The 21004-nt window shown below is 66.8% G+C and carries 20 protein-coding genes; 7 read left to right on the plus strand and 13 right to left on the minus strand.

The genetic code is table 11. The annotated features are described in order from the left end of the window. Nucleotides 1-47: 47 nt before the first annotated feature. Nucleotides 48-497, minus strand: a complete 450-nt coding sequence (locus ACIA75_RS23125) for a VOC family protein (protein ID WP_397107265.1) — start codon at nucleotides 495-497, stop codon at nucleotides 48-50. A 25-nt stretch (nucleotides 498-522) separates the two neighbouring features. After that, nucleotides 523-1752: an FAD-dependent monooxygenase gene (locus ACIA75_RS23130; protein ID WP_397107267.1), complete on the minus strand. Its 1230-nt coding sequence runs from the start codon at nucleotides 1750-1752 to the stop codon at nucleotides 523-525. Between the two features lie 243 nt (nucleotides 1753-1995). Between ACIA75_RS23130 and ACIA75_RS23135 the strand changes: the two genes are divergently transcribed. Continuing rightward, nucleotides 1996-2949 carry a TetR/AcrR family transcriptional regulator C-terminal domain-containing protein gene (locus tag ACIA75_RS23135; protein ID WP_397107269.1) on the plus strand — a complete coding sequence of 318 codons (954 nt, stop codon included), beginning with the start codon at nucleotides 1996-1998 and terminating at the stop codon, nucleotides 2947-2949. Between the two features lie 176 nt (nucleotides 2950-3125). After that, complete coding sequence (locus tag ACIA75_RS23140) at nucleotides 3126-3800, plus strand: DUF4328 domain-containing protein (protein ID WP_397107271.1); 675 nt, start codon at nucleotides 3126-3128, stop codon at nucleotides 3798-3800. A 14-nt stretch (nucleotides 3801-3814) separates the two neighbouring features. Here the strand turns inward: ACIA75_RS23140 and ACIA75_RS23145 are convergent, their stop codons facing one another. Next, nucleotides 3815-4747 carry a DUF5995 family protein gene (locus ACIA75_RS23145; protein ID WP_397107273.1) on the minus strand — a complete coding sequence of 311 codons (933 nt, stop codon included), beginning with the start codon at nucleotides 4745-4747 and terminating at the stop codon, nucleotides 3815-3817. A gap of 407 nt (nucleotides 4748-5154) precedes the next feature. On the opposite strand from ACIA75_RS23145, the gene ACIA75_RS23150 reads away from it, so the two are divergent. Next, nucleotides 5155-6228: an alpha/beta hydrolase family esterase gene (locus ACIA75_RS23150; protein WP_397107275.1), complete on the plus strand. Its 1074-nt coding sequence runs from the start codon at nucleotides 5155-5157 to the stop codon at nucleotides 6226-6228. Between the two features lie 100 nt (nucleotides 6229-6328). On the opposite strand, the gene ACIA75_RS23155 is transcribed toward ACIA75_RS23150, so the two are convergent. The 9 genes from ACIA75_RS23155 to ACIA75_RS23195 form a co-directional block, all read right to left on the minus strand. Further along, complete coding sequence (locus tag ACIA75_RS23155) at nucleotides 6329-6922, minus strand: hypothetical protein (protein ID WP_397107277.1); 594 nt, start codon at nucleotides 6920-6922, stop codon at nucleotides 6329-6331. Between the two features lie 229 nt (nucleotides 6923-7151). Further along, on the minus strand, nucleotides 7152-8612 hold the full coding sequence (locus tag ACIA75_RS23160; protein WP_397107279.1) for a 4-hydroxyphenylacetate 3-hydroxylase family protein: 1461 nt from the start codon (nucleotides 8610-8612) through the stop codon (nucleotides 7152-7154). Between the two features lie 199 nt (nucleotides 8613-8811). Further along, on the minus strand, nucleotides 8812-9810 hold the full coding sequence (locus ACIA75_RS23165; RefSeq protein ID WP_397107281.1) for an NAD(P)H-quinone oxidoreductase: 999 nt from the start codon (nucleotides 9808-9810) through the stop codon (nucleotides 8812-8814). Beyond that, nucleotides 9807-10610 (minus strand): alpha/beta fold hydrolase, encoded by an 804-nt coding sequence (locus tag ACIA75_RS23170; RefSeq protein ID WP_397107283.1) that lies wholly within the window; start codon nucleotides 10608-10610, stop codon nucleotides 9807-9809. Before ACIA75_RS23170 ends, ACIA75_RS23165 begins: the two co-directional genes overlap by 4 nt. Nucleotides 10611-10721: 111 nt before the next feature. Further along, nucleotides 10722-11657, minus strand: coding sequence for a LysR substrate-binding domain-containing protein (locus ACIA75_RS23175; RefSeq protein WP_397107285.1), 936 nt, complete (start codon nucleotides 11655-11657; stop codon nucleotides 10722-10724). Continuing rightward, on the minus strand, nucleotides 11654-12934 hold the full coding sequence (locus ACIA75_RS23180) for a TRAP transporter large permease (protein WP_397107287.1): 1281 nt from the start codon (nucleotides 12932-12934) through the stop codon (nucleotides 11654-11656). The genes ACIA75_RS23175 and ACIA75_RS23180 overlap by 4 nt, the downstream gene beginning before the upstream one ends. Next, entirely contained in the window at nucleotides 12931-13500 is a 570-nt protein-coding gene (locus ACIA75_RS23185; RefSeq protein ID WP_397107289.1) for a TRAP transporter small permease, read from the minus strand. The genes ACIA75_RS23180 and ACIA75_RS23185 overlap by 4 nt, the downstream gene beginning before the upstream one ends. Further along, on the minus strand, nucleotides 13497-14276 hold the full coding sequence (locus ACIA75_RS23190; protein WP_397107291.1) for an Asp/Glu racemase: 780 nt from the start codon (nucleotides 14274-14276) through the stop codon (nucleotides 13497-13499). Before ACIA75_RS23190 ends, ACIA75_RS23185 begins: the two co-directional genes overlap by 4 nt. Before the next feature lie 17 nt (nucleotides 14277-14293). Beyond that, on the minus strand, nucleotides 14294-15295 hold the full coding sequence (locus ACIA75_RS23195; protein WP_397107293.1) for a TRAP transporter substrate-binding protein: 1002 nt from the start codon (nucleotides 15293-15295) through the stop codon (nucleotides 14294-14296). A gap of 757 nt (nucleotides 15296-16052) precedes the next feature. Between ACIA75_RS23195 and ACIA75_RS23200 the strand changes: the two genes are divergently transcribed. The 4 genes from ACIA75_RS23200 (at nucleotide 16053) to ACIA75_RS23215 (ending at nucleotide 19872) form a co-directional block, all read left to right on the plus strand. After that, nucleotides 16053-17060, plus strand: a complete 1008-nt coding sequence (locus ACIA75_RS23200; RefSeq protein ID WP_397107295.1) for an ABC transporter substrate-binding protein — start codon at nucleotides 16053-16055, stop codon at nucleotides 17058-17060. Nucleotides 17061-17317: 257 nt separating this feature from the next. Beyond that, a complete protein-coding gene (locus tag ACIA75_RS23205) occupies nucleotides 17318-18073 on the plus strand; it encodes an ABC transporter permease (RefSeq protein ID WP_397107296.1) in 756 nt (251 codons plus the stop codon). Next, nucleotides 18063-18851, plus strand: coding sequence for an ABC transporter ATP-binding protein (locus ACIA75_RS23210; RefSeq protein ID WP_397107298.1), 789 nt, complete (start codon nucleotides 18063-18065; stop codon nucleotides 18849-18851). Before ACIA75_RS23205 ends, ACIA75_RS23210 begins: the two co-directional genes overlap by 11 nt. Before the next feature lie 10 nt (nucleotides 18852-18861). Next, nucleotides 18862-19872: a 2-hydroxyacid dehydrogenase gene (locus ACIA75_RS23215; RefSeq protein WP_397107300.1), complete on the plus strand. Its 1011-nt coding sequence runs from the start codon at nucleotides 18862-18864 to the stop codon at nucleotides 19870-19872. Here the strand turns inward: ACIA75_RS23215 and ACIA75_RS23220 are convergent. After that, the gene (locus ACIA75_RS23220; protein WP_397108002.1) at nucleotides 19835-20998 is read right to left on the minus strand and encodes an amidohydrolase; all 1164 of its coding nucleotides are present in this window, start codon (nucleotides 20996-20998) and stop codon (nucleotides 19835-19837) included. The genes ACIA75_RS23215 and ACIA75_RS23220 overlap by 38 nt on opposite strands. Nucleotides 20999-21004: the final 6 nt, after the last annotated feature.

Raw genomic sequence — 21004 nt, forward strand, 5'->3', positions numbered from 1 at the left:
ACAGGGCTGCACCGCGCAGCGGCGGCACGGCGATTCCACCCCGGGTTTCACCGGTCGCGCGCGTCGACCAGTCCTCGGATTTCGATTTTCTTCATCGCATGCACGGCATTCAGAATGCGTTCTGCCGCCTCGGGTTCCGCGTGGCCGAGCAGCTCGCTCAGAACTTTCGGGACAACCTGCCAGGTCACTCCGAATCGGTCGGTCAGCGAACCGCCCGGCCCCTCCTCGCCCCCGTCGGTGAGGCCGGTCCATATCCGGTTCAGCTCCTCTTGTGTCTCGCAGTCGACATACAGCGAGATAGCTTGGGTGAAGCGGAACTGCGGGCCGCCGTTATGAGCGATATACCGCTGCCCGCCCAGATCGAAGGTCACCGTCGCGACCTTGCCGTCTGCCGTGCGTTGCCGGTCCAGAATCTCGGCGCCGGCAAAGAGCCCGGTGTAGTGTTCGGCAGCTTCTTCGGCTCGGCCGTCGAACCACAAGAATGTGCTCACCTGCATATTTCTTCTCCTCGGGTATCGGTTTTCAGTGGTGCACCGAGATCGGGTAGTCCTCGAGCGCGACGGTGTTGGCGACGTTCTCCATGCCGCGGCCGACGAAACGTTTCGGTAGGTACGGGAGCATCCGGATGGACAGGTTGCGCAGCCGGAGCTGGGCCCGCGAGTCCGGCATCAGACCGCCGTCGCCGGCGCCGCGGGCGAATTCCTGGGCGGCCCGTACGAATCGGCGCATTTTTCGTTCGTAGGCGGGATAGGCGAGCAGGTGGTCACCGGCGGCGACCGCGAGTTCACCCGCCAGTATGTACGCGCCGACAAGGGCGAGGCTGGTGCCGATCCCCGACATCGGCGAAGCACAGTAGGCAGCATCGCCGAGCAGCACTGCCCGCTGCCGCGACCAGCTGTCCATCTGCACCTGGACGACCCTGTCGAAGTAGAAGTCGGGTGCGTCCCAGATGGCGGACAACATCCGGGGGATCTCCCATCCATCTCCGTCGAAGGCACGAACCACGACCCGTTTCTGCGCGTCGATATCACCTCGGTCGTACGACAGGGGGTCGGAGCGCAGAAAGAACCCCGCCAACGCTCGACCGGGCTCGGACTGCGGATAGATTCCGGCCGTTCTGCCCGGCCGTCCGTCGCCTCCGGGCATGGTGTACATCAATTGCCAGCCATCGTGGTCGAGCGTGGTGTCGGTGCTGAACAGTGAGACGTAGCAGCCGAGGTCGCGGATATAGCGCTCCTCCGGGCCGAACACCAACCGGCGGACGGCGGAACGCACTCCGTCTGCGCCGATCAGCAGATCGAACCGCTCGGACCTACCGTTATCAAACTCGACACCGATGCCCTCGCCGTCCTGTTCGATCGCGGTGATGGAATCGCCGAAAATGTAGTCGACGTCGTCCCGGCTGCTGCTGTAGAGGATGCGGGCCAGATCAGTGCGACGAATCGCCAATTCCGCGACAGGGCCACCGGAATCGCCGAACACCTCGGTGCTCATCGTCGCGACCCGCTTGTTCGTGCGATCGACGAATGCCATCCCCCGGGCTCCGGTATGCGCCCCTCGGACTTGCGCGAGGATGCCGGTGCGATCGGCCACCTGCCGTGCGGTACCACGGATGTCCACCGCGTGCCCACCGCTGCGGAGCCCGGGTGCGCGCTCCACCACGGTCGGATGGAAGCCGTACTTGTGCAGCCAGTACGCCAGGGTCGGCCCGGCGATCCCGGCGCCGGAAACAAGAATGCTCCGGTTCTTCATAGGTTCTCCCTGCTCTCTCCTCGGGCGATACCACGCTCGACCGGCCGGGCATCCCGGGACATGTCACCGCGCAGACCGATCCGCACCCACCGGTGCGTACGGCGTATTTTCGCTTCGCCCCGAAAGTATCGAACCCAATTGCGTTGCACCATAGCCAGCGGCAGATAAGTGCACTGACCTATCGCAACAAGTGAACTAGTACACTATGGCCGGAACGATCACCTCGACGGGCTGGAGACCCCCATGTCGTCAACGCAACGTCCGGATTCGCCGTACCGGGTGATCGCCGCACATATTCGAACCCGGATCGAGACCGGCGAGTTGCGGCCCGGAGACCGGGTGCCGTCCATCCGGCAGATCGCCCGGCGGTGGGGTGTCGCGGTCGCCACCGCGACACGGGTGATGGCTACCCTGCGCGACGAGGGGCTGATCGACACCGAGGTCGGCTCGGGCGCAGTGGTCAGCGACCTCGCCCGCGCGCTACCGGCCGGCCCGATCGCTGCCGCCGCGGCAACGGCGTCGGCGCCCGGCAGGACTCCGCACCTCGCGCATGTACTGCGCACTGCCATAGCGATCGCCGACAAAGAGGGACTCGAGGCGGTATCGATGCGACGACTCGCGGCCGAACTCGGAATCGGTCCGATGTCGCTGTACCGGCATATAACGAACAAGGACGAACTCTTGGTCCAGATGGCCGACGAGGTGTTCGGCGAACTCGACCCCACCGACCCGGTTCCACAAGGATGGCGCGCCGAGCTCGAATCCATCGCCCGCCGGCAATGGCAGCTGTGCCGTCGGCACCTGTGGCTGCCCAGGGTCGTCTCGTTCACCCGTCCCCTGCTCGCGCCGAACATGATGGCACAGACCGAGTGGACCCTGCGCGCACTCGACGGGCTCGGACTGCCCATGGACATCCGGATGCGCGAGGCACTCACCCTGCACGCGCTGGTCCTCACTGCCGCCGCGTCCCTGGCGGAGGAAGCCGAAGCGGAGCAGAACACCGGCGTCACACTCGACCGCTGGCATGCCGAACAGCGAACCCGTGCAGCGGAACTCCTGGAGAGCGGACGATTTCCACTGCTGGCAACGATTCCCGCAGAAATCGCCACGGACCTGGACGAACTGTTCGAATACGGTCTCGCGCGCCATCTGGACGGTCTCGCCACCCTGCTCACAGAACCGGATCTCTCCCGATAGCTCTCGGCAGACCTGGACCGGAGCGAGACCGGTCGCGATATGTCCCGGCCGGCCACTGAGGCGACGGCCTCTGCGTCCGTCGATAGCCGATATTCGGCCGATATCGATCAAACTGTTTCTGGGACAGGATATTCTGTCGTCGGCCGGTTGGCCGACCGTACGACAGGATCGATGCCATGACAGAATCCCGGATACGCGGCCTGCGGGGGCCGGCCGCCGTCGTCACAGTGCTGGTGTTCGCCGTTGTGTTCATTCAGCTCATCTGGTGCGTGCGGATCTGGCAGGCCAACCACACGGTCGTCGAAACCCACAGTTGGGGAACGACCGCGAGTCATGGAGGCATCGACCGCATGCCGTTCGTGTACTCGACGCTCGGCTGGCTCGCCGCGGTGCTGGCCGCCGGAACAGTACTGCTCGTATGGCTCTGGCGGGCCCGGACCAACTCGGCGATTCTCGGTACGGCCGAGCATCGGCTCGGTCGCGGATGGACCATCGGGTCGTGGTTCACCCCGGTTCTCTCGCTGGTGTTGCCGGCCATCGTGGTGGAAGACATTGTGCGGGCCAGTGATCCGGCGTCACCGGCCGGTGGAACCAGCCTGAAAGGCGTCCCGCACAGCGGGCTGGTGTGGACCTGGTGGATCGTCTGGGCGCTCGCCTGGGTATCGGTCGTTGTCGAACGATCCGCCTTCATGTCGACCAACGACTCGTACAGCGACATCGACGAGGCTGCCGATGCCTGGACCCGGTGGGCAGCCACCTATACGGGTATGACGCTGCTCTTCGGTATCTCCGCCGCGCTGCTGGTCACGATTCTCGCGCGGGTCGGTGGATGGCAGGCCGGGCGCAGCTGAGAGACGACCGGCGCTCAGAGCCTGCCGTTCGCCGACAGCACCACGAAGGCGGCGTCGGCGCTGCGCCACAGCGCATCGATCTCGGCACGGGTAGCCGGTTCCAGCGCGGGGTCCTGCAGGGCCAGGCCGTTGGCGAAGATCACCGTGTTCGCCCCGGCGTCGGCCAGCCGCAGTAGCGCGGTGGAGCCCACCCCGGCGCCGAGCACCGCGTCGAGACCCTCACCCAGGAAATAGAACCGCCACAGCGGTCCGAGGTCGGCACCGTAGACGTCCTTCGTAACATCGACGATGAGCGAGCCCTGACTTGCGATGGCATCCACGATCCGGAAGTGGTCGGGCGCATTCGCCGGGGTGGCGCGCACCGCGGCGACCGCGTTGGCCAGGTCGACGGTGAGGTGCGCGTTGTATCCCGCCATCGCCACCCGGCCGGGTGACAGTCCGCAATCGCGGGTCAGGGTGAAGTAATACGCCCACTGCGGCTCGGTCGCGGCTCCGGTGAATTCGGCGTGGGTATTGCGCAGGAACCGCAGGAGCAGATCCAGACTGATCCGGTGCGCGAACTCCGGGTCGTCGAAAGCGGCCGGATCACGTTGCAGAGGCATGACCGCGGACCGTTCCACGGTATCGAGTCCGAGAGCGAACAGTCCGCGCCGATCGCGGTGCTGTACCAGTATTTCGGTGATCCGCCGGTGCTGTTCCACCGCCTGCTCCAGGCGCTGCAGCGAGGTACCGGCCAGAGTCGTGGTGTCCGAGAGCTGCACGATATCGTCCACCGCGGCAGCGGGTAGCGGAGCTCCGCAGGCGAGATCGAGCCGCGTGCCGGACGCATTCGCCGGGGCGATCAGCGCCGCGACGATCGTCGCGCACGCCAGCAGCGTCGCCGTCGTATGCCCGCGGAAGTGGACCCGCGGGCGCCGGTGCGGGACCAGCTCGGCATCGACACGCATGACTTCTCGCCTTCGTTCGGTTCGACTCAGCAGCGGGTCCCGATGCGCGCACAGCCTAACCTCGACCACGGCAGGATCCGCACGCGACGCGCGGCACATTGTGGTGCCCCGGACAAGGACCGGTTCGGCACGGGACACAGTCGCTTTCTTGCATTTGACCGATTCGAGCCATTTCGAAACAAGACACCGCACTCGGTTGGTGACAATACTGCCGAATTACACGGTCTCGGCGAGAGTTTTTTCTCCGACCCGGTGTAGCCCCCCTCGCGGCTGCCCGATTTCTACGCCCGCCAGGCCGAATTCAAACCATTTCGTTTGTCCTCGGCGGACCACAACCGAGCTTCACCTGATCGCGCCCTTCCACCGAACGCAGCCGGAGAATTCATCCCTGTGAGAAACTAATTCCCATGAAGGGAAATACCATTTCCGAATTATCGAAGGGCACCACCCAGGCCAGGTGGCCCCGACTGCGCAGATCCGTTCGTTCGCTGGGTGTCGCCGCCGCGGTCATCGTCGCGCTCACACCGTCCGGCCTCGGCGCCGGGATCGCCAGCGCCGAAAAAACCTCCGCCACACCGTCGTCGGGATGCGCCGCGACACCGGCCGCGCCGGGCAGCACAATCGAGCAGTTTGCGGCCGCCGGGCGGTCCGGCACCTACATCCGGGATGTCCCCCGCGATGCGCCCGGCCCTCGTCCCGTCGTGCTCGACCTGCACGGCTATATGGAACCCGCGGCGATCGCACACGCCAGCAGCGGGTTCGGTGACTACGGCGCTAGCCACGGATTCATCACCGTGACACCACAAATCGAGGAACCCGGTCTGCCACGCTGGAATTTCCAGCCGGGCAGCACCGATATCGACTGGATCGCCCAGTTGATCGACCACGTCGAATCGACGCTGTGTGTCGACACCCGCCGCGTCTTCGTCACCGGACTGTCGATGGGTGCGTTCACCACGTCTTCGCTCGGCTGCCAGCTCTCCGACCGGATAGCCGCCATCGCACCTGTCGCGGGCGTACAGGATTTCGCCTGGTGCACAACATCCCGTCCGGTCCCGGTCATCGCCTTCCACGGCACCGCCGACCCGATCATCGCCTACACCGGCGGCGCCGGACCCAACGCCCGGTTGCTGCCCGCCCCCGACGGCACCGGATCTTCCGTTGGCACCCAGCGCGAGGGTCCCGCGGTCAACGGGCCGGGACCCGCGAGTGTTCCGGACAGTATGGCCGGCTGGGCGCGGCGCAACGGCTGCGAAACCACGCCGGCCCGTCAGCCGGTGGCACCCGATGTCTACCGCGAAAGCTACCCCTGCCCGGCGGATGCCGACGTAGAGCTGTACTCCATCCAAGGCGGCGGCCACGTCTGGCCGGGGAACACCTCGGTCCCGTTCCCCGAGATTTTCGTCGGCAGCAACACGACGTCGATCAATGCCACACAGCTGATCTGGGATTTCTTCGAAGCCCACCCGCTACCCGAGTGAACCGCCTCGCCGGCCGAGCTCGAAACGCCGCATCGCCTCCGATGTGCTCCGCAAGTCCCACATCCACGCTGCCGAGGCGCATTCGACCGGTCGTCACGGTTCAGAACTTGCCGGTGTGATGTTCGATTCGGTGCCCGAGGCGGCCGGCGAATTCGGTGACGAAGTCCTCGGTGAGGGGCGGCCAACCCCAGAAGTCGAAGGCAAGGGCGCCCAGGGCGAAGCCGTCTGCCCACTGCCAGGTGGTGATGGGGCTGGATGTGGTGCAGGAGGGGCAGATTGCCGCGCCGGTGCCGGTTTCTTTCCAGGCGTCGATCGCGTCCGAGAACGGCTGCCATACCGCGGGATCGGCCTCCCATGCCTGTGGATAGTCGATGATCACGGTGGTGGCCCGGCACCGCGGACATTCCGCGGACGACGGTTCGATGGCGCCCTGTCCGGAATAGTGGTCGTGACGGCCGACGATGACGGCGACGGGGCCGGAGATCCAGTCGGCGCCCCAATCTTCGGCGATTCGCAGCCCGTCGGGCCCCAGCACATAGCCTTCATCGACCTGGAGGCTGTACATCGCGTCGCGGGATGTCTCCCGGAGCAGCCATCGCTGCGACACCATCCAGTCCACCATGTCCTCGGCCAGCGCACCCGCGTCGGCCGCGGTCACCTCGAGGTCAACGATTCTTTCGAAGAAGTCACCCACGCCCGCATCCTGCCAGAGCGGACCGACAGTCCGACCCGAGGCCAGCGGCGCCGAGTCGACTTCATTCCATCGGCCCCGACAACCTGCACCGGCGATGCGGCCACGGTGCACGCGATGCGACGCGGATCCCGCCGCCGGCGGCACTCCCCGGCGCGGATCCTCGGCAAAGCGTATTGGGCACGCGGGCGTAGCGGGCTCGCATGAACGGGTCTTCTTCGACGCCCGGCCGCTACCCCAGTGAGTCCTCGTCGACCCGATCGGACAGTTCGGCCGCGGCCTTGACGAGTCCGAGCGGTCCGTCGAAATCGAAGTTGCGGTAGACGGCTTGGTAGTGCGCGAACGGCGGGGCCTGGGCGAAGAGCTGGAAGGTCAGCCGGTGACCGGCGTAGTCGCTGTTGAGCAGGTCGCGGGCGAAGGCGAGCAGCTTGCGGCGGTCGTCGGCCTGCCACTGTTCGGTGATCGAGTAGTACTTCTCGAGCCACGGTGCGGCCTCCGGCACCGCGAAGGTCGCCGAATCCGGGGTGATGCAGATCTGCCCGCCGCACAGTTCTCGGGCCCAGTGCATCATCTGCGGCAACTGGGTCTGCGCCCAGACCCGGCCCGCGTAGAGCAGGGATTGATTCGGCATGGTCAGCCCGCCCGGGCTGGTCTCGGCGGTCGCGATCGCCGCGGTGAGGTGCGCGTCGATACCTTCGCGATAGCAGGCGAGCATCGCCAGCTTCTCCTGCACGGCGGGGTTCTTGTCGAGGCCGGTCTGCCGTACGTTCCAGAGCGCCGCGCCGATCATCAGGTCGGCGAACCGGATCGAGCGGTGCACATACGGCAGGGCGCTGTAGCGGTGCAGCGTGCTGCGCACGAAGGTGGCGGCGCGAGTGTGCCGGTAGAACAGCACGTTGTCCCAGGGGATCAGCACATTGTCGAAGATCACCAGCGCTTCCACTTCGTCGACCCGGTTGGCGAGGGGGTAGTCGGCGGGGGCGCGGCGTCCCGCGAAGCCGGTGCGGCAGATGAATTTCAGGTTCGGCGCGTTCAGATCCAGGACGAAACCGACGGCATAGTCGGACAGTTCACTGTCGCCCCAGTTCGCGATCGTCGGCTTGGTGAAGGCCTGCGTGGCGTAAGGGGCGGCCGTTTCGTACTTCGCGCCGCGCACGATGATCCCGTCCGCGGTCTCCTTCACCACATGCAGCAGCATGTCCGGATCCTGGTCCTGTGGGCGTTTGGAGCGGTCGCCCTTGGGGTCGGTATTGGCCGAGATGTGGAAAGGGTCGTCGGACACGGCGCGGTGCACATGATTACGGATGTTCTCAGCGAAGCGCGGGTCGACCTCGTTGAGCACGTCCTGGCCGTCGTAGAGGGCCCACATCTCGCCGATCGTCTCGTCGCCGACCCTGGTGACCACACCCCGGGCCTCGTCGAGCACCAGGTCGATGGCAGTGCGCTTATCGTGCCAATCCTGTTGGGAAAGTGGCAGTTTGTTGGCGACCGAGTTGCGTTCGCCGGCGCTGTCGACGTAGCTCATCACGTCCTGGCTGCCGGGTTCGTGGGCCAGGTCGTAGATGCGCGCCCGGATATCGACGATCGGCGCGAACATGGGGTGTTTCGTGATGTCGCCGACCCGCTCGCCGTCGATATAGATCTCCCGGCCGGTGCTGATGGACTCGCGGTATTCGTCCCCGGTTTTGATCATGAATGGATTCCTTCCGTATCGCTCGCGGCGAGAGCACGATGAGATCCGGCGTGGCCGCGTACGGCGGGTTCGCCGGAGGCTCGACTCGGAGCCGAGCCGGGGGATCGCGGAGTCGTGCTCGTCCGCGAGTTCGATACTTCCGCGCGGACGAGCATCCGGCAAAGAGCCGGTTCCGTTGCCCTGCATCTGTTTTCCCGTTTCAATCGCCGCACCCTTCGGCCATCACGACCGCGACCTTTCCCACACGACCAGGATCCTCGAATCTCCGGTGTGCTTCGGAGATCTGATCCAGCGGGAACCGGCGGTCGAGTACCGGCCGCAGTTCGCCGACGGCGATTCGGGGCAGCACCTCGCGTTCGACCTCGCGGCACAGGCGGAGGCGATACGCGTCGTCGAGCTTGCCGAGACTGGACGAGGAGATCTCGGCGCCGCGGGCCATCAGCATACTCAGGTCGAGTGCGGCACCGGCGCCACCCTGGGTACCGACTACGACGAGCCGGCCCAGCGGGGCCAGTGCGGCCAGGTTCGCGGCCAGGGTGGGACCACCCTGATTGTCGATGATCACGTCCACGCCGTCCGGAGCGAGGCGGCGCAGTTCCGCGAAGATGTCCTGGGCTCCGTAATCCAGCACGTGGCGGCAGCCGAGGTCCACGCACAGCCGGGTTTTCGACGGGCCGCGCGCCGTGCCGATCACCTCGGCGCCGAGGCCGCGGGCCAATTGCACCACGAAGGATCCGACACCTCCGGCGGCGCCGTGCACCAGCACCCGGTCGCCCGCGCGCACCCGCCCGCGGTGGACGAGATTCCACCAGGCGGTGGCCGCAGCCTCCGGAAGAATGCCGGCGACCACCGGGTCCAGTCCTTCGGGCAGCCGCAGGCACGCTCCTTCGGGAACCGCCACGTACTCGGCGTAGGCCCCGGAGCGAGTGAGCGCCGCGACCCGGTCGCCGGGGCGGAGCGCGGTGACTTCCGGGCCGGTGACAGCGACCGTACCCGCGCATTCGAGCCCCGGCACACCACCCGGCGGCGCGGGCAGTGCGCCGCGCCTCTGCAGTACCTCCGCGTTGTTGAGGCCGAACGCGGCCACTCGAATGAGCACTTCACCGGAGCGGAGCACCGGCACGGGTATTCGTTCGACACGCAGAGTCCCGGGTCCGCCGGTCCCGTTCAGGACCGCGGCGCGCATGGTCTCGCTCATCGTCGCGCCACCTCGCGGTGAAAGTCCGTCACGATGCCGGCGAACTCGGCGGGGCAGGTCTCGGGGCTGGCGATATCTCCGTCTTCCAGGACGATTTCCTTCGCCTGCGGGAACGCGGTGCGGACCCGGTCGCGCAGCGGGAACGCGCGCGGATCGCGCGCCGAGGCAAGACACAGCACCGGACCTGGATACCGCCCGGCACCGTCCTCGGAGCGATACGCCGCAACGGCAGCGTGCCCGCGGTCGGGATCGGGGTGGGCAAGAACATCGCGGACATACCGGGCCAGGACCCCCGGCTCCGGTTCGGCCAGGTAGGTGCTGCGCCGCTGCCACAGCTCGGCGAGATGACTGCCGTCCCTCCGCACATCCACGGCATTGAAAGCGGGTGCGTTGCGTCGGCGTGCACGTTCCGCGGCGTCGATATACGGCGTCGAGGACAGCACCAGCGAGGCGACGCGATCCGGTGCCGACACGGCGAGGTGGTAGCCGACCAGCCCGCCGTAGTGGTGGCCGGCGACGTGCGTCTCCCGGATTCCGAGCGCGTCCAATACGGCCAGGACCGCAGCCGCTGCCGCCTCGATGGTGTTCTCGGCGGACGGTTCCGACGCTCCGTAGCCGGGCAGGTCGGGTACGACGACACGGTAGCCGGCCAAGTGGCCCAGGACGAGACGGTATTCGTCCCAGGAACGCGGCGTCTGGTGCAGCAGCACCAGGCACGGCCCACCGTCGCCCTGGGTGACGGTGTGGACGCGCCCCGCGTGGGTGGGTATGTAGGCGGGTATCGGTTCGGCCTCGGCCACAGATCCTCCAGTACTGTTCGGGCTCTTCATATTTCGATCGAAGGCGCGGGAGAGCCGCGGTGGGCATCGGACGGGCCGATTTTCAGCGGGCCCAGGGGCGGGTAGCGCGGATCAGTGGGAGCGACCGAGGTCGTGTGCGACCACCGCCCGGCAGCGTTCGGCGAAGGCGCGCGCCCGCTGACTGATCCGCATCGACCCCAGCGTGGCCACCACCACGCGCAGCGGTTCCACGTCGTCGGCGATCGGCCGGGCGACGACGCGGCCGCCGCCGTAAGTCGTATCGGTTGCCGGGCGCTGGTGCAGCAGGCTGTAGCCGTGATCCTGTGCCACCATCGCCCGCACGGTTTCGTAATTGCTGGACCGGAATTGAATAGTGGGCTGCAATCCGCGATCGGTGAACACGCCGGTGAAGTAGTCCCGGCTGTGCGGTAGGTCGACCAGGATCATCGGCTCGGCCGCCAGATCGGCGAGGTGCACGGCACGCTCCTCCACCAGCTTGTGCCCCGCAGGCAGGGCGACGTACGGACGGATCTCCGCCAGCACCTCGCGGTCGATGCAGTCGCCGAGTGCCAGATCGTAGGTGAGGGCGATCTCGGCCCGGCCGGATTCCAGGTACTGGCCCACCTCGCTGGCGTCCGCCTCGCTGACGTGGACGTCCAGGGCGGGATGGGCAAGCTTCAGCCCGGACAGGACGGAAGGCAGATAGAACGGTGCCAGCGGAGAGAAACACGCCACCTGCAGCGTGCCCGCGAATGCCTGTGCGTCCCCGGCGATCACCTCCAGCGATTCCGCCAGCGAGGTGAGCAGTTGCCGGGCGCGCAGAAGTAACTCCCGGCCGGCCGCGGTGAGAATGAGGCCTTTCGCGTGGCGGCGGATGAACAGCTGGACGCCCAGCTCTTTTTCCAGGTGCGCGACAGCGGAGGACACTGCCGACTGGGCGACGTAGAGGTCCTCGGCCGCACGGGTCATGCTTTCCCGTTCGGCCGCGCGGATGAAATAGCGCAGCTGGGTCAGCGAGATCTCGCGCAGCAGGTCTCCGGTACTCATGGCTCTCCCAAGACGGACGGCAACCAGGTCGACAGCGACGGGAAAAGCATCACCAGCACGAGCACCAACACCGTGGCGAGCAGAAACGGCGTATTGGCGCGCAGCACCTGCCAGGCGTCGACCTTCGCGATCTTCGCCGCCACCACCAGCGACATCGCCACCGGCGGAGTCACCTGCCCGATAACGACCGCCATCACGATGATCACGCCGAAATGGACCGGATCGATTCCGGCCTGCAGCATTGTCGGCAGCAGTACCGGCATGATCACCGGGATCAGTGGATCGAACAGCATTCCCGCGACGATCGCCACGAGGGTGAGCACCACGACGTAGCCGAGCTGGGTGTCGCCGGGCACGATCGCGGTCGCGAGATCGGCCAGCGCCGCCGGGAGACCGGCCATCGCCAGCACGGCACCCAACGCCACGGACACCCCGACGATCAGCATCACCTCCCCGGTGAGCACGGCGGCCTCGACCAGGCAGCGGTACAGCTTGCGGACACCGAGCGAGCGATAAACAAAGGCGGACACCGCGATCGCGTACACCACTGCGAAGGCACCGGATTCTGTCGGGGTGAACACGCCGAGGGTGAGCCCGAGCAGGATGATCACCGGAACCCCGAAGGCCGCCGCCGACGACCACAGGGTGCGGCCGACCTCCGTCCAGCGGAACCGGGTCTTCTCGCCCCAGCCGTTACGGTGTGCCTGTACCCCGACGACGATCATGAGTACGACCGTGAGGATGATCCCCGGGACAACACCCGCGAAGAACAATGTGCCGAGCGAGGTACCGGTGGCCGCCGCGTACAGGATCATCGGTGACGACGGCGGGATCAGCGGCCCGATACCCGATGACGACGCGGTGACCGCCGCGGCATACGGGGCGGGATAGCCGTGCCGTTTCATCTGCGGGATCAGCGTGGAACCGGTGCCGGCGAGATCGGCCACGGAGGTGCCGACCATACCGCCGAAGAACAGGCTCGTCGACACGTCCACCTGGGCGAGCCCGCCCGGCAGTGATCCGAACAGCGAGCGGGCGAAGGCGAATACCCGGTCGGCGATACCGCCGGTATTCATCACCACTCCGGCGAGAATGAACAGCGGCATGGCCAGCAGTACGAAGCTGCCCATCCCGTCGGAGACCTGCTGCGGATACTGCAGCATCCACGAGCCCTCGACCGTCGCGTAGACCGCGACGCCGCCCGCCATGGCGACGATGAGCGGTGTGCCGAGTACCAGCAGGCCGATGATCACGGTCAGGGCCAGCGCCAGGGTCATGACTGGTCCTCCCGATCACGCAGCACCAACTCCCGCACCCGGGGCAGCTGCACCAGGACGATCAGGGCGGCTGCCAATGCCCCGACAGGGAGCGCCGCTGTGAAGAAACCGCGGGGCAGGCGCAGGTAAGGGGTGGTGTCGGAGCCGAATTCACTCACGTACAGAAAGGCGAACCAGGCCAAGTGCAGCAGTACCGCCGCGGTCACGAGGCCGGTGAGCAGTTCGAGCCACACCCGGACGGTGCCGGGCAGCCGGTCGACGAATGCGCGCACCGTAATCGTCTCCCGTCGGCGGACACCGAGCACGAAACCGAACATCGTCAGCCACAGCATCAGTCCGGTCACGATCTCCTCGGTCCAGCCGAGTGGTGAATCCGCCAGATACCGCAGGGATGCGTTGACGAACAACAGCACGGTGATCGAGGCGAGTGACAGCGCGGCCAGTGCTTCCAGGACGCGGTCGATCAGTGTGCGAGTCCCCGGCACCGGATCACTGCCGGCCGCCGAATCGAGCTGTTCGGCGATATCGGCCGACCCCGACAGGACATGGTCGTGTTCCGTGCTCATCCGGGTACTCCTTGTCCGGCGGCCGGGACGCGGGAGTTCAACAGCCGGCCGAAGCCCGGTTTCGCGGCATCCGCGCCGGCCAGCTCGAGGGCGTACCAGAACGACGCCTGCACCGCGCTGACAACAGGTTTGCCCAGTTCTTCCTCCAACGCGGCGATAGCGCCGACACTGGCGAAGTTGGTGCAACTGATGAATACCGCTGTCGCTTCGGGGGTATCGGTGCGCACGGCGAGGTCGTAGACGTCCTCCAGCGGAACCTCGGCGAGTTCGCGGTCGCTGGTGATCCCCAGCCCGACACTGTTCAGTACCGGGTGGCCGTTCTCGGCGAAAAACCGTTCCGCGCGCTCGATCACCTCGCTGCGGTAGGGCGTGACCAGCGCGATCGGACCGGCGCCGAGGGCATCCAGGGCGGCGATACTCGCCGTCGATGTCGTGGTACAACGTCCGGTGAGCCCGCTCCACCTCTCGAGGTGATCCACCAGCATCCGGTCCCATGCGGTGCCGTGCAGGAACGACGCGCTGGTACCGCCGAAGACGAGAACATCGAGCGGGGCCTGCGCGACGAGGTCGGCCGCGGTCCGCAATTCCGGGGAGCGCATCATCGCGTCGATACCGTCGACGGTGACACTCGGCAGGGTGATCCTGCTGGTGTGAATGGTCGCCGAATGCGTTGCCATCGCATACATCTCGGCCTCCATGAGCGTGCTGGACGCCATGTAGATCAGGCCGATACGGGTGGCAGTGTTCAGTGCGGCGAGCGGCAGGGGTGGTCGCATCTGTCCGTCTCCTCCGGTCACCGGCCGTACTCGGCCAGGACGCGTGCGGCGAAATCGCCGGGGATATCGCCGGCGATCTCGTCCCGTACCCCGGCGACCACCCGGCGCAACTGGTCGACATCGGCTTCGTTGACCTCCATACCGGCCGCCCCGAATTCGGCGATCAGCTTCGTATCGGCATCGGCGCCGAGCTGCCTGCTGGTCGCCGACGCCGCGGTGGCTGCTCGCTCCAGGCCCTGCCGGATCTCCGGGGAGAGGCGCTGCCAGCTGCGCTCGTTGACCGTCAGATACACCGGGCTGTAGATATGCGAGGTCAGCGAGAGGTAGCGCTGTTTCTCGTAGAAGGAGAACGCGTCGACGACCTTGAGCGGGTTCTCCTGACCGTCGAGCACACCCTGGTCCAGCGCGAGGTAGGCCTCGCCGAGATCGACCTGCGTCGGTGCGGCACCGAGGGCTTCGAACAATGAGACCCGCGCGGGGCTACCGGGGACGCGGATACGCAGGCCCGCGAGGTCGGCCGAGGTGGTGATGGGCCGCTCATTGTTGGTCACGTGCCGGAACCCGTTCTCACCGAACGCGAGCACCCGCGCACCGATCGATTCGACGAGTGAATCGCTGAGCTCGGTACCGAAATCGCCGTCCAGGAATCCGGAGACCGTATCGCGGTCGGTGAACAGGAACGGCATCTCCATGATGTTGAACATCGGATCCAGATTGGCGACCGAGCCGCTGACAGCGGCGATATCGACGGCACCGCCCCGCAGGGCCTGCAACACCGCTTCCTCATCGCCGATCGCGCCTCCGGTCTGCACCTTCAGGGTGACGGCATCGCCCAATTCTGTTTCCACTTCGTCGGCGAATGCGAGCAACATATCGGCCAGCGGATCACCCTCGCTCGTTTCGACGGCGAGCACCAATTCCGGTGTTCCCGACCCGCTACCGCCCGCGGCCGAGCACCCGGTGACCAGAAGTGCGGCGACAAGGCCGCAGACCGCGGCTGCTTTGTGGAGTGACCTCAACTGCGTTTCCTCTCCTGCGCCCGTAGATTCGCGACGGGCTCTGACGGCCGGAAGCTTCCGTTCCGGGCGTACCGCGCCGACGCGGTGGGCCAATTCAGATTCCGGCAGCGCCCGGAGTCCGTCAAACAATCAAAAGCGGCACTTTGCATCTGCCGGGGAGATACCGTTTACCGGGTTGGCAATTGTCGCGACGGAAACCTTGCGGTGACGGATAGGCAACCTGTTTCGACTGAACTGAAGAGTTCGCAACAGAATCGAGAAGCGCCATACAGGCGATTTCTTGTTTTGTCTCGGCCGGCCTGCTTGTCCGGCACACCCGATCCCGGTCGGGCGGCATGCGGGTGATAATCATCACCAGATCCTGTTACAGCACCGCAGGTAGATGGACCGCCCCGAGTCGGCTGCACGGCACGCCGACTCGCGCCGCCGGCTCGCGGATTCACGAATCCGGGCCGTTCGGAAGCGTATGGCGAGATTTCTACAGGAGTCGTCCGGTACCCGACGAAAAGGGCATGACAACCGCGATCAGCATTCCGATTATCCAGCCATGACACATTTGTTACGCTCCGGAAAATTCGCCCGGGCCGGGGTGGAACCATCTGTTCCGCAGATACAACGGCTCGGCTTTCTTTGTTTGACCGGTGGTTCCCCGCCGTGTGAGGCTGCAGCGACACGACGAAAACCTCGACCGTCCTCACCCGGAACGTTTCCCGGCTTTCCTCGTTACCGGCCATTGCCTATTTCGAATGGAGTTTCGGTGGGCCCACTATCCACACCGCGAAGGCTGCTGACCGCCACCCTGGCGACGATGCTCGCCGCAACTCTCACCGCATGCACGCTCGCGGGCAGCGAGCCGACCGACGATTCGAAGACGACGATCACCGTCGGCTTCATGTACGACGTCCACGCCGCGAACGCCTGGACCATGGACCGATGCGAATCCGATGCCGTCGCCATCGAGTTGACCGCGTTCAAACAATTCGCCGAAATCCAGCGCGGGCTGGAACAGGGTCAGATCGACGCCGCGATGATGGGTTACCAGAACCTGGGCCAGATGCTGGACAACGGGTTCGAGGAGTTCCGCGCGGTGGCGGGGGTGTACCGGGGCGGCGAACATATCACCGTGCGAGCGGGTTCCGGTATCGAAACCTGGGCCGATCTGCGTGGAAAGAAGATCGGCGTACCACCGAACAGCTTTGTCGAGATGCTGCTGCGCTCCTCGCTGCGGGAAGCCGGGGTCGATATCGCCGATGTCGAGCTGGTGCCCTTTGCGGGAGCCGGGCCTCCGCTACAGACCGCCCTGCGCGACGGCGCGGTCGACGCGATGGTGGCCTGGGAACCGAATGCCGCCACGGCACTGGTTCAGGGCTTCGGCGAGGCGCCGCCGTTCGATATCCAGGACGGCGCCCTCGGCGACGCAACCAGCCTCCTCTACGTCGCGAAGGCATTACACGATGATCCCGCAGCCGTCGACGCCCTGGTGGGTTGCCTCCGTGAACGCACCGACGCGCTCACCGGCGACGCCGAGGCATGGGTCACCGCGCTGACCGAGAAGACCGGAATGGACGAGCAGGTAGCCCGCGCCGCAGTGACCACCGGCACGATGGATATTGCCCTGCCGCAGGGTTCGGCCGAGAAGATCATCAGCGAATTCGCCGGCAACGGTTTGCTGTCCGACACCAGCAGCCGCGTCGCGGAGTTCTTCGACTACGGCCCGCTGGAGCGGGTCACCGGTTCCCCGCGTGCCGAACTGGGCGCCGCATGAGCGAGTCAGGGCCGGAGGCGGCAGCGCAGCGTCACCACGCAGGCCCCTCGCCCATGCGCAATCAACACAGCATGAGCGAGTCAGGGCCGGAGGCGGTAACGCCGAGTGATCACGCAGAGCCCTCGCTTCTGCGCAATGGACACAGTGCGCGCACCACGGCCGATCCGAGCCCGGCTCCGGTATCTCCGACCACTCCCCGTGCGAGCCGGCGAGGCGTGCGTGGGCTTCGAATCCGGTTCCGGCCGCAGTACTTGGCCGTGCCACTGCTCCTGATTGTGCTGTGGGAGCTGGCAACCCTTACCGGGCTGGTCGATACGCGATCGGTGCCCGCCCCGCACACGGTGGTGCAGACCTGGTGGACATGGACGTTCGGCAACGGAGGCGGTACCGCCGATCCCTACAGCGGCACCTGGCTCGCAGCGGTGTTCGCCAGCACGCAGCGGGTGGTCCTCGGGTTCCTCGTCGCCGCCGTCGCGGGCACGGCGATCGGACTGCTGATCGGATGGTCGCACTGGGCGCGGGTGCTGCTGCAGCCGGTGATCGATATCCTGCGACCCATTCCGACCACGGCGTGGGTTCCCTTCGCGGTGGTGTTCTTCGGTATCCAGCCGACCGCCTCGATATTCCTGATCGCCCTGGGGTGTTTTCCGCCCATCGTGCTCAATGCGTCGGCCGGAGCGCTCGGCACCCCGAAGGTTCTCGTCTCGGCCGCTCGGATGCTGGGTACGAGTCCCCGGATGACACTGTGGCGGGTAGGGCTGCCGTCGGCGCTGCCCGCCGTCCTCACCGGGCTGCGCGTCGGACTGGCCCTGGCCTGGGTCCTGGTCATCGTGTCCGAGATGGTGGCAGTCAAATCCGGTCTCGGTTTCAGCCTGTGGGATGCCTATTATTTCGGAAGGATGGACGTGATCGTGGTCGCGATGCTCACCGTAGGGCTGCTGGGCTACGTATCCGACAAAGTCCTCGCGCTCGCCGCGAGGCCGGTGCTGAGGTGGTCGCCCGATGTCCGTTGACGCCGAACACACTGCGACCGAGCGCACCGAGCGCGGCGCGATGATCAGCTGCCGGGATTTGGCCAAGACCTTCCCGTCGGGCGGCGCGGTATTCGTTGCGCTCGACGGCGTCGATCTCGATATCGCGGCCGACGAATTCGTGACCGTTCTCGGGCCGTCGGGGTGTGGTAAATCGACCCTGCTCAATATGATCGCCGGTTTCGACCGGCCGACCGGTGGATCGCTGCTGGTGGACGGTGCGCCGGTCGACGGTCCCTCCCCGGGCAAGGGCGTGGTGTTCCAGGATTTCGCGCTCTTCCCCTGGCTGTCCGTGCGGCGCAATATCGCCTACGGTCTGCGCGAAAAACGGACGGGGAAACGCGAAACGGCCCGGATCGTGGACGAGATGCTGGAACTGGTCGGGCTGCGGCAGGTGGCCGACCATTATCCGCACCAGCTCTCGGGCGGCATGAAACAGCGCGTCGCGCTGGCCCGCGTCCTGGCCATCGACCCGGCGATCCTGCTCATGGACGAACCCTTCGGCGCACTCGACGAACAACGGCGGATGCAGTTGCAGGACGAGCTGCTTCGAATGTGGGAACAGCGGCGCAAGACCGCCGTATTCGTCACCCACTCCATCGAGGAAGCGATCGTGCTGGGCGATCGGGTGGTGGTGATGGCTGCCGCGCCCGGCCGCATCAAGGCTGTCGTGGATGTACCGCTCCCCCGCCCTCGGGACCGGACCTCGGATGACTTCAACGCACTGCGCCGGCGCCTGACCGCCGAGCTCTGGTCCTGACAGGGGTCCCATGCACTTACCCGTCGTCTTGACCACCAGCCCCGCCGATATCGTTGTGCCCGTGCACCGGAAGACGCCGGGTCTGCCCGGCCACGAACTTCGGGTGCTGGATCCCCGCTCCCCGGAAGAACTGCTCGCCTGTATCTCCGAAGCCGATTTCCTCGTCGGCGACTGGGCGGGTGAAATACGCCTCGACCGGCGGGCGCTGGAGGCGGCGCGACGCTGCCGGCTCATCGTGCAACCGACCGCCGGATACGACTCGATCGATGTCGAGGCGGCTCGCGAGCTCGGAATACCCGTGGTCAATGCACCCGGCGCCAACGCCCGTGCGGTCGCCGAATGGACGGTCATGGCCATGCTGATGCTGGTCAAGAACGCGTTGATCAACCACGAGCGCACCGTACGGGGCGAGTGGTGGATGCTGGCCGCCGCCGACGAAGGGGTGCGCGACCTCGGCAGCCGGACCGTCGGGATCCTCGGGATGGGGCGCATCGGACAAGGTGTCGCCCGGCGGCTACACGCGTTCGGTGTCGAGCGCATCCTGTACCACCACCGCTCCGCGGTGCCCGCCGCGCTCACCGCGGACCTACCGCTCGAACGCGTCCCGGACGTGGACGAGTTGTGCGCGCGCAGCGATGTGCTGACGATTCATGTTCCCCTCGCCCAGGACACCCGGCACCTGATCGACCGGCGCCGGCTGCGGCTGCTCGGGCCGGACGGTGTCCTGGTGAACACCGCCCGCGGCGCTGTCGTCGACGAGGACGCACTGCACGCGGCGCTGGTCACTCGCGAGATCAGAGCGGCCGCACTCGACGTGTTCGCACATGAACCGCTGACCGGCCCGCACCGATGGGCCCAGGTGGACAATGTGTTCCTGTCGCCGCACCTGGCCGGATCGACCGTCGAGGCGAGAGCAGCCATGGTGGGCGCCGCACTGCGGGCACTCGACGAGGGTCTCCGAGGTGTCCTGCCCGGCAATGTAGTCAACGATGTCGGCGCCCTGCGCGCGCCGAACGGGTGAGCAGTTCTTCCCGCATGCGCGGGTCCGCGGCCGCACGGGCGAGGGTGAGCGCGAGCGCCTGCGCGCCCTGCACTACCGCGGTATCCGCCGCGGACCCCACCGCCGCGGCGGCGAACTCGGCCTGATGGTTGACCGCAGGGAGCGAATCGATACCGATATACGGGTGGATAGCGGGCACCACCTGGCTGACATTGCCGAGATCGGTGGAGGCACGGTTCATCCGCGCGGCCGGCCCGGGGTCGAAGGTTCTGCCCAGTTCACCGGCCGCGGCCGCGTAGAGATCGGTCAAGCCGGTGTCGTTGCGGAACTCGGCGTAGGGCTTGCTTTCCGGTTCGATGGCCAGCTCGCACCCGGTGGCGAGCGCGCCGGCCCGAAAACAGTCGAGGACGCGCTCCTCGATGACCGACAGTTCGGTGAGGTCGGCGGCCCGCACATACCAGCGCCCGGCCGAATCACCGGGGATGGCGTTCGGTGCGGTCCCCGCCGCGGTGACCACCCCGTGTACACGTGTGGTCGGTGGCAGGTGCTGGCGCAGCAGCCCGATCGCGACCTGGGCGACCGTGAACGCGTCGGCAGCGTTCACGCCGAGCTCGGGGTAGGCCGCCGCGTGGGCGGCGGTCCCCCGGTAGGTGATGTGGGAATGCGACACAGCGAACGGTTCGGCCCGAGCCACATCGACCGGCCCCGGGTGCACGAGCGCGGCGGCGTGGATATCGGCGAAGGCGCCGCGGTCGAGCAACTCGATCTTGCCACCGCCGCCCTCTTCTGCCGGGGTGCCCAGGACCCGCACGGTAAGACCGAGGTCGTCGGCGATTCGCGCGAGAGCGATTCCCGCTCCACAGGCGATCGCGGCAATGATGTTGTGCCCGCAGGCATGCCCCAGGCCGGGCAGCGCGTCGTATTCGGCACACAGGCCCAGATGCAGCGGCCCGCTGCCGATCGTGGCCCGGAACGCCGTCGGAAAGCCGAGGTAGGGCGTTTCCACCGTGAAACCGGCATCGGACAGTTCGCCGGCCACCCGGGCGCTGGACCACTCCTCTTCCCAGGCGACCTCCGGGTGTGCGTGGACATCGTGGGACAGTGCGAGGAGCGCCGGTGCCCGGGAAGCCACCGCACGGCACAGCATCTCGTC

Source organism: Nocardia sp. NPDC051750 (assembly GCF_044453135.1).
Classification (GTDB): domain Bacteria; phylum Actinomycetota; class Actinomycetes; order Mycobacteriales; family Mycobacteriaceae; genus Nocardia.

Bases quoted from the DNA above. Each gene is read 5' to 3' on its own strand.
- ACIA75_RS23175 (WP_397107285.1), bottom strand. From the start codon at position 11,657: ATGAGTACCGGAGACCTGCTGCGCGAGATCTCGCTGACCCAGCTGCGC.
- ACIA75_RS23215 (WP_397107300.1), top strand. From the start codon at position 18,862: ATGCACTTACCCGTCGTCTTGACCACCAGCCCCGCCGATATCGTTGTG.
- ACIA75_RS23220 (WP_397108002.1), bottom strand. From the start codon at position 20,998: ATGCTGTGCCGTGCGGTGGCTTCCCGGGCACCGGCGCTCCTCGCACTG.
- ACIA75_RS23180 (WP_397107287.1), bottom strand. From the start codon at position 12,934: ATGACCCTGGCGCTGGCCCTGACCGTGATCATCGGCCTGCTGGTACTC.
- ACIA75_RS23125 (WP_397107265.1), bottom strand. From the start codon at position 497: ATGCAGGTGAGCACATTCTTGTGGTTCGACGGCCGAGCCGAAGAAGCT.
- ACIA75_RS23130 (WP_397107267.1), bottom strand. From the start codon at position 1,752: ATGAAGAACCGGAGCATTCTTGTTTCCGGCGCCGGGATCGCCGGGCCG.
- ACIA75_RS23165 (WP_397107281.1), bottom strand. From the start codon at position 9,810: ATGAGCGAGACCATGCGCGCCGCGGTCCTGAACGGGACCGGCGGACCC.
- ACIA75_RS23160 (WP_397107279.1), bottom strand. From the start codon at position 8,612: ATGATCAAAACCGGGGACGAATACCGCGAGTCCATCAGCACCGGCCGG.
- ACIA75_RS23210 (WP_397107298.1), top strand. From the start codon at position 18,063: ATGTCCGTTGACGCCGAACACACTGCGACCGAGCGCACCGAGCGCGGC.
- ACIA75_RS23190 (WP_397107291.1), bottom strand. From the start codon at position 14,276: ATGCGACCACCCCTGCCGCTCGCCGCACTGAACACTGCCACCCGTATC.
- ACIA75_RS23140 (WP_397107271.1), top strand. From the start codon at position 3,126: ATGACAGAATCCCGGATACGCGGCCTGCGGGGGCCGGCCGCCGTCGTC.
- ACIA75_RS23135 (WP_397107269.1), top strand. From the start codon at position 1,996: ATGTCGTCAACGCAACGTCCGGATTCGCCGTACCGGGTGATCGCCGCA.
- ACIA75_RS23145 (WP_397107273.1), bottom strand. From the start codon at position 4,747: ATGCGTGTCGATGCCGAGCTGGTCCCGCACCGGCGCCCGCGGGTCCAC.
- ACIA75_RS23150 (WP_397107275.1), top strand. From the start codon at position 5,155: ATGAAGGGAAATACCATTTCCGAATTATCGAAGGGCACCACCCAGGCC.
- ACIA75_RS23185 (WP_397107289.1), bottom strand. From the start codon at position 13,500: ATGAGCACGGAACACGACCATGTCCTGTCGGGGTCGGCCGATATCGCC.